Source organism: Pseudomonas sp. 15A4, assembly GCF_016925575.1.
In the GTDB taxonomy this organism is placed as follows: Bacteria; Pseudomonadota; Gammaproteobacteria; order Pseudomonadales; family Pseudomonadaceae; genus Aquipseudomonas.
Genome location: NZ_CP068986.1, coordinates 5,622,467 through 5,636,300, shown reverse-complemented (window position 1 = coordinate 5,636,300; position 13,834 = coordinate 5,622,467). Strand labels below are relative to the sequence as shown.

The following is a 13,834-nucleotide window of genomic DNA, read 5'->3' as shown; positions in this document are numbered from 1 at the left end:
CAGGGACTGCTTCTTAAACATTTATTCATGGAAGATCGTCTGTGGCGTCTGGCACATTGGCGCCAACGCCTTCAATTGCCTGCTGCCGAGCTTTTGCCATGAATTTTGATGTAGACGAATCCAGGGTCAATGACGCTGTAAACGGGAATTTCTTTTCCCGGGTCTGGAAGCTGGTGACGCCCTACTGGCGCAGCGAAGAAAAAGGCATGGCCTGGGTGCTGCTCATCGCAGTGATCGTGCTGTCGCTGTTCAGTGTGTTTATCTCGGTGCTGGTCAACAGCTGGTACCGTGACTTTTACAACGCCCTGCAGAACAAGGATCTGGGCGCCTTTACCCACCTGATTCTGTACTTCTGCGGCATTGCCGCCATTGCCATACTTGGCGCGGTCTATCGCCTCTATCTGACCCAGATGCTGACCATCCGCTGGCGTCGATGGCTGACGGAACAGCATTTTGCCAAATGGCTTGCGCACAAGAACTACTACCGGCTGGAGCAGGGCGGTTACACCGATAACCCGGACCAGCGTCTGTCTGAAGACCTCAATAACTTCACTTCCGACACCCTCAGCCTGAGCCTCGGCCTGCTGCGCACGGTGGTCAGCCTGGTGTCGTTCTCGGTGATCCTGTGGGGCGTGTCCGGCAGCATCGAGCTGTTTGGCATCACCATCCCCGGCTACATGTTCTGGGCCGCACTTATTTATGCCGCGGTCGGCAGCTTGCTGACTCACCTGATCGGCAAACGCTTGATCGTGCTGAGCAACCAGCAACAGCGTTACGAGGCCGACATGCGTTTCTCGCTCGTGCGCGTTCGCGAGAACGCCGAGAGCATCGCCCTGTCCGATGGCGAGGCCAACGAGAATCAGCGCCTGAGCGCACGGTTCGGCATGGTCTGGAGCAACTTTTGGACGATCATGAAGGTGCAGAAGCGCCTGACGTTCTTCACCGCCGGTTACTCGCAGATCGCCATCGTTTTTGCCTTCGTCGTTGCTGCGCCGCGTTATTTTGCCGGCAAGATCGAACTGGGCGAACTGATGCAGATCAACTCGGCGTTCGGCAATGTGCAGGAGAATTTCAGCTGGTTCATCGACGCGTACACCCAACTGGCATCGTGGCGCGCCACCTGTGATCGTCTGCTCAGCTTCCGTCAGGCCATGGACGAAAACGAAGCGCGCGTGCCGGCCATCAAAGTCAGTCATGAGAGCGATGCCTTGCAGCTCGAGGGTCTGGCGCTGTCTCTCGCCGGCGGTCGCCAGTTGCTGAACAATGCCAACATTCGCATTGCGGCAGGCGAAAAGGTCATGCTCAGCGGCCGCTCCGGCAGTGGCAAAAGTACGCTGCTGCGGGCGATGGGCGGATTGTGGAAAGAAGGCCATGGTGCCGTGAAGCTACCCGCCAAACGCGCGTTCTTCCTGCCGCAAAAACCGTATCTGCCGATTGGCACGCTGCGGGAGGCGCTGAGTTATCCCCAGGCGCCCGAAGTCTATCCTGCCGAACGCTTTGCTCAGGTGCTGGAAACCTGCCGCCTCGATCACCTGATCCCGCGACTGGACGAGAGTGAACACTGGCAGCGCCTGCTGTCGCCGGGCGAGCAACAACGCGTCGCTTTTGCCCGAGCGTTACTGTTCGCGCCGGACTGGCTTTACCTGGATGAAGCCACATCCGCGATGGACGAAGAGGATGAAGCCGCGCTGTATCAGGCGTTGCTGGACGAGCTACCGGGCGTGACCCTGCTCAGCATCGGCCACCGCAGCAGCCTCAAGTGCTTCCATGGTCGCCACGTGCGCATCGACGGTGGCCAGTTGCACGAGCAGCCGCTAACCGAATCGGCACTTTAAGCGTAGAGTGCTGAAGCGATAAAGTGTCGTAAACCAAGTGCTTCGCCGGGGTTGTTGTGTGATCGCACAACCCGGTGAGCTATCATCAGCGTTCAGCGTATTTAGAGATGCATGTTGGATATGGAAAATCAGAGCGCTCCGCCTCGCGCACGCAGAAAGCACCGCAGTCTCGCACAGGAACTGGTGACTGAACTCTCCGAGCGGATCCGCACTGGCGGGCTAAAGCGCGGGGACAAGTTGCCTACCGAGTCTGCAATCATGGAAGAGCAGGGCGTCAGCCGCACGGTTGTTCGCGAAGCCATCTCTCGCCTCCAGGCCTCCGGACTCGTCGAAACCCGGCATGGCATCGGCACGTTCGTTCTGGACACGCCGAGCCCGAGCGGTTTCCGTATCGATCCGGCCACCATCGTCACCCTCCGTGACGTCCTGGCGATTCTCGAGCTGCGCATCAGTCTCGAAGTCGAATCAGCCGGCCTGGCCGCCCAACGCCGATCCGCCGAGCAACTGGCCGATATGCGCGCCGCGCTGGATGCACTCAGCGAAAGCGCGGCCCATGCCAGCGATGCTGTCGGCGCCGACTTCCAGTTCCACATGGCCATCGCCCTGTCGACCGGCAACCGCTACTTCACCGACATCATGAATCACCTGGGCACTAGCATCATTCCCCGTACCCGTCTGAATTCTGCGCGCCTGGCCCACGACGACAACCAGCATTACATGAGCCGCCTGAGCCGCGAGCACGAGGAAATCTACGACGCCATCGCGCGCCAGGATTCCGATGCCGCCCGCGCCGCCATGCGTCTGCACCTGACTAACAGCCGCGAACGGCTGCGTCATGCCCATGAAGAGGCTGAATCGCAGCGGGCTTGAGGCACGTTGTTAGAAGGGTAGGGCATAGCTGCGCTGCCCTCTAAGGTGTTTGCGCGGGTCGGTGATTCAGGCTTGGACGTCGGCTCGCTGACTCTGGCCGGAGGCCGTAGGAGTGAGCTTGCTCGCGATCGGCTGCGCAGCAGTCGTAAACATGACGCTCCGGTGCTTTCAGACGCGCCGCATCACCAAGAATGCTGCCGCTTTGCACCCGATCGCGAGCAAGCTCACTCCTACAAAGCGCGCCATTCAGCACGCCTCTGCAGCGACTGCGGCCTCTCATAACCGGGCTTCGCACCCTGCCAGCATCAGCAGGCACCACTCATCCTCCCCCGTCATAAATATTTCAAAACGCTATTGAGTGATCCCCCTCTCAGTTGTACGATGACTTACGACATCAGCGCAGGACTGGTGCTTCATCCACAAAAATAGCTCCCCAGGGTGTTCGAATAATGAATCCACAAGAACTGAAGTCCATCCTCTCTCACGGTCTGCTTTCCTTCCCGGTTACCGATTTCAATGCCCAAGGCGACTTCCACCGCGCTGGCTACATCAAGCGTCTGGAATGGCTCGCCCCGTATGGCGCTTCCGCACTGTTCGCCGCAGGCGGTACAGGTGAGTTCTTCTCCCTGACCGGCGACGAATACTCCGAAATCATCAAGACTGCCGTCGACACCTGCGAAACCAGCGTGCCGATTCTGGCTGGCGTCGGTGGTCCGACCCGCCAGGCGATCCAGATGGCTCAAGAAGCCGAGCGTCTGGGTGCAAAAGGCCTGCTGCTGCTGCCTCACTACCTGACCGAAGCCAGCCAGGACGGCGTCGCCCTCCACGTTGAAGCGGTCTGCAAATCGGTCAAGATCGGCGTTGTCGTCTACAACCGTAACGTCTGCCGCCTGACCCCTTCGCTGCTGGAACAACTGGCCGAGCGCTGCCCTAACCTGATCGGCTACAAAGACGGCCTGGGTGATATCGAGCTGATGGTTTCGATCCGCCGTCGTCTGGGCGACCGCTTCTCGTACCTGGGTGGTCTGCCAACGGCAGAAGTCTACGCCGCTGCCTACAAGGCGCTGGGCGTGCCGGTTTACTCCTCGGCGGTGTTCAACTTCCTGCCAAAAATGGCGATGGACTTCTACCACGCCATCGCCAAAGACGATCACGAGACCGTCGGCAAGCTGATCGACGATTTCTTCCTGCCGTATCTGGACATCCGTAACCGCAAACACGGCTACGCGGTGAGCATCGTCAAGGCGGGCGCCAAGCTTGCCGGTTACGACGCAGGCCCTGTCCGCGCGCCGCTGACTGACCTGACGTCGGACGAAGTCGACATGCTGGCTGCATTGATGGACAAGCAGGGCAAGCAGTAATCGCCCAGTTGCCGCAAAACCGCTGAGCGATCAGCGGTTTTTTGCCCTCGGGGCTTCGCTAACGGACAGCTCGCAGCACAGCTACACATCGCATCTGTTTTAGGGGCAGAGGCGAGCAGCACACACACATAAGATCGTTTACCCGCGCAAAAAAATAACTAGTGGGAGTTTCGAACATGCAGAAAACCAAGCCGACGCACGTCCGCTATTTGATCTTGCTCATGCTGTTTCTGGTGACCACGATCAACTATGCCGACCGTGCAACCATCGCCATCGCGGGCTCCAGCCTGCAGAAAAGCCTCGGCATCGACGCCGTCACCCTCGGTTTCATCTTCTCCGCATTTGGTTGGGCCTACGTCGCCGGCCAGATCCCCGGCGGCTGGCTTCTGGACCGCTACGGCTCCAAGAAAGTCTACGCACTGAGCATCTTCACCTGGTCGCTGTTCACCGTGCTGCAAGGCTACGTCGGCGAATTCGGTCTCTCTACCGCCATCTTCCTGCTGTTCGCCCTGCGCTTCATGGTCGGCCTCGCCGAAGCACCGTCGTTCCCCGGCAACGCCCGTATCGTGGCGGCCTGGTTCCCGACGTCTGAACGCGGCACGGCCTCGGCGATCTTCAACTCGGCACAATACTTCGCCACCGTTCTGTTCGCCCCGATCATGGGCTGGATCGTTTACACCTTCGGCTGGCAGCACGTGTTCATCGTGATGGGCAGCATCGGCATCCTGTTCTCGCTGATCTGGCTGAAAGTTATCCACAGCCCGCGCAACCACCCGAAAATCAACAAGGAAGAATTCGATCACATCGCCAACAACGGCGGCATGGTCGACATGGATCAGGATAAGGGCAAAGGCTCTGCCAGCGGCCCGAAATGGGACTACGTGCGTCAGTTGTTGACCAACCGCATGATGCTGGGCATCTACCTGGCTCAATACTGCATCAACGGCATCACTTACTTCTTCCTGACCTGGTTCCCGGTGTACCTGGTTCAAGAACGCGGCATGACCATCCTCAAGGCCGGTTTCATCGCTTCGCTGCCGGCCATTTGCGGATTCATCGGCGGCGTACTGGGCGGGATTATTTCCGACTACCTGCTGCGCAAAGGCCACTCGCTGACCTTCGCTCGCAAGGCGCCGATCATTGGTGGGCTGCTGCTGTCGACCTCGATCGTGACGTGCAACTACGTCGACATCGAATGGGTCGTCGTGGGCTTCATGGCACTGGCCTTCTTCGGCAAGGGCGTTGGCGCACTGGGCTGGGCGGTCATGTCCGACGCATCACCGAAACAAATCGCCGGTTTGAGCGGCGGTCTGTTCAATATGTTCGGTAACATCGCTTCTATCACCACCCCGATTGTCATCGGCTACATCATCAGCACCACCGGTTCGTTCAAATGGGCCCTGGTGTTCGTCGGCGCCAACGCGCTGGTGGCGGTGATCAGCTACATCTTCATCGTCGGTGAAATCAAACGTGTAGAACTCAAGGAAACCCCACAGAAGGGTGCCTTGCCGGCCAGTGAAGCCGAGCTTTCTCAAGCGAAACTCTGAGGAAAAACCGTGATGAACTTGATCCAACATGCCGACTCGCCGCGTTACATTCGCTTGCACGCGCTTGATAACGTCGTCGTCGTGGTCAATGACCAGGGCGTACCGGCGGGGACTGAATTCGATAACGGACTGGTGACCGTCGACAATGTGCCGCAGAGCCACAAGGTGAACACCGTGGACATCGCCGAAGGGGAGCCGATCATTCGTTACGGCCACACCATCGGCTATGCGCTGCAGCCGATCCCGAAAGGCAGTTGGGTCAAGGAAGATCAGCTGCGCATGCCATCAGCGCCGGCGCTGGACAGCCTGCCGATGTCAGACGCCGTGCCGGTCAGGGGTGAGCCGCTGGAAGGCTTCACCTTCGAGGGTTACCGCAACGCCGACGGCACCGTCGGCACGCGTAATATCCTGGGCATCACGACGACGGTGCAGTGCGTCACCGGGGTTCTGGATTTCGCTGTCAAGCGCATCCGCGAGGAACTGCTGCCCAAGTACCCGAACGTCGATGACGTGGTGGCGCTGACCCACAGCTACGGCTGCGGCGTCGCCATCACTGCCAAAGACGCGTACATCCCGATTCGCACGGTGCGCAACCTGGCGCGCAACCCGAACCTGGGTGGCGAAGCGCTTGTGATCAGCCTGGGCTGCGAGAAGCTGCAGGCCGATCAGGTCATGCACACGGGCGACGCCTCGGTCGACCTGAGCGAGCCCTGGCTGTATCGCTTGCAAGACTCGAAGCACGGCTTCAACGAAATGATCGAGCAGATCATGGAATTGGCCGAGACACGCTTGAAGAAGCTCGACCAGCGCCGTCGCGAAACCGTGCCGGCGTCGGAATTGATTCTGGGCATGCAGTGCGGCGGCAGCGATGCGTTTTCCGGCATCACCGCCAACCCCGCGCTGGGTTATGCCTCGGACCTGTTGTTGCGCGCAGGCGCAACCGTGATGTTTTCGGAAGTGACCGAAGTGCGTGATGCGATCTACCTGCTGACCTCCCGTGCCGAAAACATGGAAGTGGCTGAAGGCCTGGTTCGCGAAATGGACTGGTACGACCGTTACCTGGCCAAGGGCGAAGCGGACCGCAGCGCCAACACCACGCCGGGGAACAAGAAGGGCGGGCTGTCGAACATCGTTGAGAAGTCGCTGGGGTCGATCGTCAAATCCGGCAGCAGCGCGATCAACGGGGTGCTTGGCCCTGGCGAACGGGTGACGCGCAAAGGCCTGATCTTCTGCGCAACGCCGGCAAGCGATTTTGTCTGCGGGACGCTGCAGCTGGCGGCCGGGATGAACCTGCACGTGTTCACCACAGGACGCGGCACGCCGTATGGTCTGGCGATGTCACCGGTGGTGAAAGTGTCGACCCGCACGGAGCTGGCACAGCGCTGGCCCGATCTGATCGATGTTGATGCAGGGCGCATTGCAACCGGGCGCGCCAGCATCGAGGACTTGGGATGGGAGCTTTTTCACTTCTACCTCGACGTCGCCAGCGGAAAGAAGACGACCTGGACCGAGAAGTATCGTCTGCACAACGACATCACCCTGTTCAACCCGGCGCCGATCACATAAGCCGGAGTTCAGCTCTTTACCAGCCGGGCTTGGTAGCCCGGCTGGTACATGGTCCATGTGGGAGCGGTCGTGTCGCCACAGGTTTCTGCGCCGTACTCAGCGCCCCTGTGGCAGCGAGCTTGCTCGCGGATACGTCACTTCAACCACTGAAGAGTCAAAGGCATCAGCGGCTAGTCACCAACCCCGCTTTCTCTTCACCCGCCTCAGGCTCCGGTTCCGGAAACGCCTCGGTGTGATCAAACTCCACGCCTTCGCCCATCGCCTTGTATTTCTTGCGCAGCGCGTGCAATTCCTTCTGATCAAGATTATCCAGACTCAGCACGGCGTTCTGCGCGTCTTTCGTCACGCGCAGCAGTTCGTCGATCTTGATATGCATCTCATCGGTGTCGCGGTTCTGGGTGTTCTGAATCAGAAAAACCATCAGGAAGGTAATGATGGTGGTGGACGTGTTGATGATCAGCTGCCAAGTGTCGTTGTAGTGGAAGAATGGCCCGGTCACGGCCCACACACAGATCAGCGCAATCGCCACGAGGAAGGTTCGTGGGCTGCCGGACCACTGCGACAAGGCCTGCGCGAACTTCGAGAATTTCATTAACGGGTTTCCTTAGTTAACCAAGAGAGATACCCAAGGGACCACGCTAAGTCTTTGAAATTTCTTATCGCAACATGAAATCGGCGACAGGTTTCAGTCCCAGCCGAACACTTCACACGCATTGGCGGTGCTCGCTGCGGCCAGTTTGTCCGCAGGGATTTTCATCAGTTCGGCGATGGCCGCGCATATATCGGGAAGGTGCTCGGGGCTGTTGCGCATGCCCGGAAACATTGCCGGCGCCATGTCCGGGGAGTCGGTTTCCAGCACGACGCTTTCCAACGGCAGATCGGCGATCACCCGGTGCATGCGCAACGCCTGCGGCCACGTCGCCGCACCGCCCAGCCCCAGCTTGTAACCCAGCTTGATGTATTCCCGGGCTTCTTCGCGGCTGCCGGCGAAGGCGTGAACGATGCCGCAGCGCTTGAGCTTGAAGCGCTTGAGCGCGGCAATGGTGTCGGCGTGGCTGCGGCGCACGTGGAGCAGGGCAGGGAGGTTGAAGTCGGCCGCCAGCTGCAACTGCTGGTCAAGCAACGTCTGTTGCCGCGGGCGGTCCAGGGATTCGATGTAGTAATCCAGACCGATTTCACCCACGGCGCAGAGCTTGGGATGCCCGGCCAGACGCGTCAGCCAGTCGCGCATCTGCTGCATATGCTCGGGCTGATGTTCTTCGAGGAACACAGGGTGCAGACCCAGCGCGGCGTACACCGAAGGCTCGCTGATCGCCAGATCCCACACCCGCTGCAGATTGCGCTGGTAAACGCCCAGCACCACGATGCGCTCGACACCCAACTGCCGGCTGTTGGCGAGGACGGCGTCGCGGTCGGCGTCGAAGTCATCGAAATCCAGGTGCGTGTGGGTGTCGATCAGTCGCACGTTGCTTACGCCTCGTGAATCCGTTGTTTGAATGTCCGCACGATGGCATGCACGCCTGGCTCGTACTGATCCTGCTCGATGGCCGACAACGCCAGGGCCAGGGCTTTTTCAGCGATCAGATGGTGCTGCTGGGCCATGGCATTGACCGGCAACGGCAGGAAATCCAGCAACTGCGTGTCACCGAACGTGCCCAGGTGAAGTTGGTCCGGATTCAGGCGGCGCTGGTGCAGCAAATCGAACACCCCTTGCAGCAGGACATAGGACGTCGTAATCAGCGCGTCGGGGAAATACCCCAGGCGATCAAGCATCTCGCTGGCGAGTTGCTGGCCGCAGTCACGGCTGAACGCGTCGCCGTGTTCGATGATCACCGAGCCTTCGAAACCCTCCAGCGCATCTTCGAAGCCACTGGCCCGCGCCTGACTGACGCTCAGCTCCGGCCGCGCGCCGATCAGGGCGATGTGCCGCGGCTTGATCTCCAGCAGGCTGCGGGTCAGTTGCTGGCTGGCGTCATGGTCATCGCTGACCACCGAGCAGAAGTGCGCCGGGTCCATCTCCCGGTCGATGGCGATGACCGGCGTCCCTTGCTGCTGCAGCGCGCGGTAGCTGTCATCGCTGGCCGGCAGGCAACTGGCGACGAACAGCGCATCGCAGCGTCGCGCGCGAAACAGCTGCAACAACTGCAACTCGCTGATGGGATCGTCGTCTGAACTGGCGATCAGCAATTGGTAACCACGCGCGCGGGCACCCTGTTCCAGTTGCTTGGCGATGCGCGCGTAACTGGGGTTCTCCAGATCGGGCAGGATGAAGCCAAGGGTCCGGGTATGCCGGCTGCGCAGCCCGGCCGCTTGCGGGTTGGGCCGGAAGCCGTGGGCGTCGACCACCGCGCGCACGCGCTCGACCGTCGCACTGCTGATGCGTTGCTGTTCGGCCTTTCCGTTGATCACGTAGCTGGCCGTGGTCACAGAAACGCCGGCCAGACGCGCAATATCACTGAGTTTCAAGCCGGGCATCCTTTCGTGATGAGAAGCAGAAGTGAGAGCTGAACTACCGTGGCAGGGATTTTCACCGATTAACAGCCATCATGACAGCAGACCGTTGTCGCGTAGGAAGCGTGTGTGCCGCGAAGGATGTTTCCTACACGATTCGACCGGATGAGCTTCAATCCGCATGGATTATCAAGTAACGTGCGCGGCACGCTAGATTAAACGATTCAGCAGGCCTGTTTATGGCGCCTTCTGCCCTGTTCTTTGCCTAAGGCGGGGCTGAGTCGAAGTATCAATGTGAGTTTACGCATTCATTAGTAGCAAACCGTAAGTCATCGGTGTGTACGACCGGTCCTACAACAAGAATCTGGCGCGACCCCGCGCAGCACAGGAGAACGCAATGCTCGAGCTGACCATAGAGCAAATTTCCATGGACCAGTCGGCGGTGGACAAGCCCGCCGCGTTGCAACTGCTGGCTGACTTGCTTGTCGCCGATGGCCTGGTGGCTCCCGGCTACCTTGCAGGCTTGCAGGCGCGTGAGCAACAGGGTTCGACTTTTCTGGGGCAAGGCATCGCCATTCCCCACGGCACGCCGCAGACCCGCGACCAGGTGTTCGCCACCGGCGTGCGCCTGATGCAATTCCCCGAGGGGGTGGACTGGGGCGACGGGCAAATGGTCTATCTGGCCATCGGCATCGCTGCCAAGTCCGACGAGCATTTGCGCTTGCTTCAACTGCTGACCCGCGCCCTGGGTGAAAACGACCTGGGCGAAGCGCTGCGTCAGGCGAAGGATCCCGAGTCGCTGCTCAAATTGCTGCAAGGCGCGCCGCAGGAACTGGCCCTCGATGCTCAGATGATCAGCCTGGGCGTCATGGTCGACGATTTCGAAGAGCTGGTCTGGCGCGGCGCGCGTCTGCTGCGCAAGGCCGAGTGCGTGAACAACGGTTTCGCGGCGGTGCTGCAGCAGGTCGAGCCGCTGCCGTTAGGCGAAGGCCTCTGGTGGCTGCACAGCGAGCAGATGGTCAACAAGCCCGGCCTGGCCTTTGTTACGCCGGACAAACCCATGCGTCATCTGGGCCAGTCGCTGACCGGGCTGTTCTGTCTGGCGAGTCTGGGTGAGTCCCACCAGGCGTTGCTCGAACGTTTGTGCGCCTTGCTGATCGAAGGTCGCGGCCACGTACTGGGTGAAGCGACCAGCAGTCGCGCGGTGCTTCAGGCATTGGGCGGCGAGGTGCCGCCCGACTGGCCGAGCGAGCGCGTGACCCTGGCCAATGCCCACGGCCTGCATGCGCGTCCCGCAAAATCCTCGCGCAACTGGCCAAGGGCTTTGACGGCGACATTCGCGTGCGCATCGTCGACGGCACCGAAAATCCTGTGTCGGCCAAGAGCCTGAGTAAACTGCTGAGCCTCGGCGTGCAGCGCGGTCAGTCCCTTGAGTTCATTGCCGAGCCGACCATTGCTGCCGACGCCTTGCCCGCTTTGATTGCTGCGGTGCTCGAAGGCCTGGGCGAAGAAATCGAGCCGTTGCCGACCCATACCGAAGTCAAGCCAGCCACGGCGGTTGTTGAAAAAACCCTCAGCGCCCCCGCCGCAGGCACTCAGGTTCAGGCCGTGCCTGCTGCGCCCGGCATCGCCGTCGGCCCGGCCCACGTGCATGTTCTGCCGGTGTTCGATTACCCGGCACAGGGCGAATCGCAAAGCGTCGAACACGAACGTCTGCACAGCGCGCTGGCGCAGGTGCGCGTCGACATCGAGCAATTGATTCAACGCAGCACGGCGAAGGCCATTCGCGAGATTTTCGTCACCCACCAGGAAATGCTCGCCGACCCCGAGCTGGTCGACGAAGTGGCCCAGCGCCTGAAACAAGGCGAAAGCGCCGCTGCCGCGTGGATGAACGTGATCGAGGCCGCTGCGCGTCAGCAGGAACAGCTGAAAGACGCGCTGCTGGCCGAGCGTGCCGCTGACTTGCGGGATGTCGGCCGCCGGGTGCTGGCGCAGATCTGCGGCGTCGAAGACCTGGTTGAGCCGGAAGAACCGTACATTCTGGTGATGGATGAAGTCGGTCCGTCCGACGTCGCGCGTCTGGACCCTGCCCGTGTCGCCGGCATTCTCACCGCCCGCGGCGGCGCCACGGCCCACAGCGCCATCGTTGCCCGGGCGCTGGGCATCCCGGCCCTGGTGGGTGCGGGCGATGCGGTGTTGCTGATCAAATCCGGCACCCAGTTGTTGATTGACGGCCAGCGCGGGCGTCTCGACGTTGCGCCCGACGAAGCGACCCTGCAGCGCGCCTTGCAAGACCGTGACACCCGCGAGCAACGCCTCAAGGCTGCCGCTGCCCTGCGCATGGAGCCAGCGATCACCCAAGACGGCCACGCCGTTGAGGTCTTCGCCAACATCGGAGACAGCGCCGGCACGCCGGCCGCGGTGGAGCAGGGCGCCGAAGGGATTGGTCTGCTGCGTACCGAATTGCTGTTCATGGCCCACAGCTCCGCGCCGGATGAAGCGACCCAGGAAGCGGAATACCGCCGCGTGCTCACTGATCTCGAGGGTCGCCCGCTGGTGGTTCGCACCCTGGACGTCGGCGGCGACAAACCGCTGCCGTACTGGCCCATCGATAAGGAAGAAAACCCGTTTCTCGGCGTGCGCGGCATTCGCCTGACCTTGCAACGCCCGGACATCATGGAAAGCCAGCTGCGTGCGTTGCTGCGTGCGGCGGACAATCGCCCGCTGCGCATCATGTTCCCGATGGTGGGCACCGTTGAAGAATGGCGTCAGGCCCGGGACATGACCGAGCGCCTGCGTCTGGAGATCCCGGTGGCCGACCTGCAACTGGGGATCATGATCGAAGTGCCGTCGGCGGCGTTGCTGGCGCCGGTGCTGGCCAAGGAAGTGGACTTCTTCAGCGTCGGCACCAACGACCTGACCCAGTACACGATGGCGATCGACCGCGGTCACCCGACTCTGTCCGCCCAGGCCGATGGCCTGCACCCGGCGGTGTTGCAACTGATCGACATCACCGTGCGTGCGGCCCATGCCCATGGCAAGTGGGTGGGCGTCTGCGGTGAGTTGGCCGCCGACCCGCTGGCCGTGCCGGTGCTGGTCGGCCTGGGTGTGGATGAATTGAGCGTCTCGGCGCGGAGCATCGGCGAAGTCAAAGCCTGCGTCCGTGAATTGAATCTGATCGAAGCCCGAAAACTTGCGCAGGCGGCCCTGGCCGTTGGCAGCGCGGCGGACGTGCGTGCCCTCGTGGAGGGGCTGTAATGGCGAAAATTCTGACATTGACCATGAACCCGGCGCTGGACCTGACCGTGCAGTTGGGCCCCTTACAGATCGGCCAGGTCAACCGCAGCGACGCCATGCTCAGCCACGCGGCGGGCAAGGGCATCAACGTCGCCCAGGTGTTGGCTGATCTGGGGCACGAGCTGACCGTCGCGGGCTTCCTCGGCGTCGACAACCAGCAGCCGTTCGAAACCCTGTTCGCCAAGCGCGGCTTCGTCGATGAGTTCGTGCGGGTGCCGGGCGAGACGCGCAGCAACATCAAACTGGCGGAAAGCAGCGGGCGTATCACCGACCTCAACGGCCCGGGCCCGGAAGTCAGCCTTCAGGCGCAACAGGCGCTGGCCGCTCGGGTTGAACAGATCGCGGCGAGTTTTGATGCGGTGGTCGTGGCCGGCAGTCTGCCCCGCGGCGTCAGCGCGCAGTGGCTGAAAACGCTGTTGCTGCGCCTCAACGCCATGGGTTTGAAAGTGGCGCTGGACACTAGCGGCGAAGCGTTGCGCGCCGGCCTGGAAGCGTCGCCGTGGATGATCAAGCCCAATACCGAAGAACTGGCCGACGCCCTTGATGCGCCGATCATTTCCATCGCTGCGCAAGCCGAGGCGGCGGCCGATCTGCGCCAGCGTGGCATTGAGCACGTGGTGATTTCCCAAGGCTCGGAGGGCGTTCACTGGTTCAGTTCCAACGTGGCGTTGCAGGCACTGCCGCCCAAAGTCACCGTCGCCAGCACCGTCGGCGCGGGGGATTCGCTGTTGGCCGGGATGGTCCACGGCTTGCTGTCTGGACACAAACCCGAGCAAACCTTGCGAACTGCCACGGCCATTGCGGCCATGGCCGTGACTCAGATCGGCTTCGGCATCAATGATCCGGCGCAATTGAAACGTCTGGAAAGCGGCGTCAACGTCCGCGCCCTGACGGCATAACAAGAGAG

The 13,834-nt window shown here is 61.3% G+C and carries 9 protein-coding genes and 1 pseudogene; 7 read left to right on the top strand and 3 right to left on the bottom strand.

The window, feature by feature from the left end; all coding sequences use genetic code 11:
* The first annotated feature begins 98 nt into the window (after positions 1-98).
* From JN403_RS24960 to garD, 5 genes are all read left to right on the top strand, one after another.
* Positions 99-1,835: an ABC transporter ATP-binding protein/permease gene (locus JN403_RS24960; protein WP_205484710.1), complete on the top strand. Its 1,737-nt coding sequence runs from the start codon at positions 99-101 to the stop codon at positions 1,833-1,835.
* A gap of 120 nt (positions 1,836-1,955) precedes the next feature.
* Positions 1,956-2,705: a FadR/GntR family transcriptional regulator gene (locus JN403_RS24955; protein ID WP_108120830.1), complete on the top strand. Its 750-nt coding sequence runs from the start codon at positions 1,956-1,958 to the stop codon at positions 2,703-2,705.
* Between the two features lie 449 nt (positions 2,706-3,154).
* The gene (gene kdgD / locus JN403_RS24950) at positions 3,155-4,066 is read left to right on the top strand and encodes a 5-dehydro-4-deoxyglucarate dehydratase (RefSeq protein WP_122534960.1); all 912 of its coding nucleotides are present in this window, start codon (positions 3,155-3,157) and stop codon (positions 4,064-4,066) included.
* Positions 4,067-4,242: 176 nt separating this feature from the next.
* Positions 4,243-5,613 (top strand): MFS transporter, encoded by a 1,371-nt coding sequence (locus JN403_RS24945; protein ID WP_205484709.1) that lies wholly within the window; start codon positions 4,243-4,245, stop codon positions 5,611-5,613.
* 12 nt (positions 5,614-5,625) lie between these two features.
* On the top strand, positions 5,626-7,179 hold the full coding sequence (gene garD / locus JN403_RS24940) for a galactarate dehydratase (RefSeq protein ID WP_122534962.1): 1,554 nt from the start codon (positions 5,626-5,628) through the stop codon (positions 7,177-7,179).
* 163 nt (positions 7,180-7,342) lie between these two features.
* On the opposite strand, the gene JN403_RS24935 is transcribed toward garD, so the two are convergent.
* From JN403_RS24935 to cra, 3 genes are all read right to left on the bottom strand, one after another.
* Entirely contained in the window at positions 7,343-7,771 is a 429-nt protein-coding gene (locus JN403_RS24935) for a low affinity iron permease family protein (RefSeq protein WP_192170688.1), read from the bottom strand.
* 93 nt (positions 7,772-7,864) lie between these two features.
* Positions 7,865-8,644, bottom strand: a complete 780-nt coding sequence (locus JN403_RS24930; protein ID WP_205484708.1) for a TatD family hydrolase — start codon at positions 8,642-8,644, stop codon at positions 7,865-7,867.
* A gap of 5 nt (positions 8,645-8,649) precedes the next feature.
* The gene (cra, locus tag JN403_RS24925; RefSeq protein ID WP_205484707.1) at positions 8,650-9,645 is read right to left on the bottom strand and encodes a catabolite repressor/activator; all 996 of its coding nucleotides are present in this window, start codon (positions 9,643-9,645) and stop codon (positions 8,650-8,652) included.
* 382 nt (positions 9,646-10,027) lie between these two features.
* Here cra and ptsP point away from each other — a divergent pair.
* Positions 10,028-12,888 (top strand): annotated as a pseudogene (gene ptsP / locus JN403_RS24920) (phosphoenolpyruvate--protein phosphotransferase).
* Entirely contained in the window at positions 12,888-13,826 is a 939-nt protein-coding gene (gene pfkB / locus JN403_RS24915) for a 1-phosphofructokinase (RefSeq protein ID WP_205484706.1), read from the top strand. Before ptsP ends, pfkB begins: the two are co-directional and overlap by 1 nt.
* Positions 13,827-13,834: the final 8 nt, after the last annotated feature.

Coding starts and splice junctions, on each gene's coding strand:
- JN403_RS24960 (WP_205484710.1), top strand. CDS start 99: ATGAATTTTGATGTAGACGAATCCAGGGTCAATGACGCTGTAAACGGG.
- garD (WP_122534962.1), top strand. CDS start 5,626: ATGAACTTGATCCAACATGCCGACTCGCCGCGTTACATTCGCTTGCAC.
- kdgD (WP_122534960.1), top strand. CDS start 3,155: ATGAATCCACAAGAACTGAAGTCCATCCTCTCTCACGGTCTGCTTTCC.
- JN403_RS24945 (WP_205484709.1), top strand. CDS start 4,243: ATGCAGAAAACCAAGCCGACGCACGTCCGCTATTTGATCTTGCTCATG.
- JN403_RS24935 (WP_192170688.1), bottom strand. CDS start 7,771: ATGAAATTCTCGAAGTTCGCGCAGGCCTTGTCGCAGTGGTCCGGCAGC.
- JN403_RS24955 (WP_108120830.1), top strand. CDS start 1,956: ATGGAAAATCAGAGCGCTCCGCCTCGCGCACGCAGAAAGCACCGCAGT.
- pfkB (WP_205484706.1), top strand. CDS start 12,888: ATGGCGAAAATTCTGACATTGACCATGAACCCGGCGCTGGACCTGACC.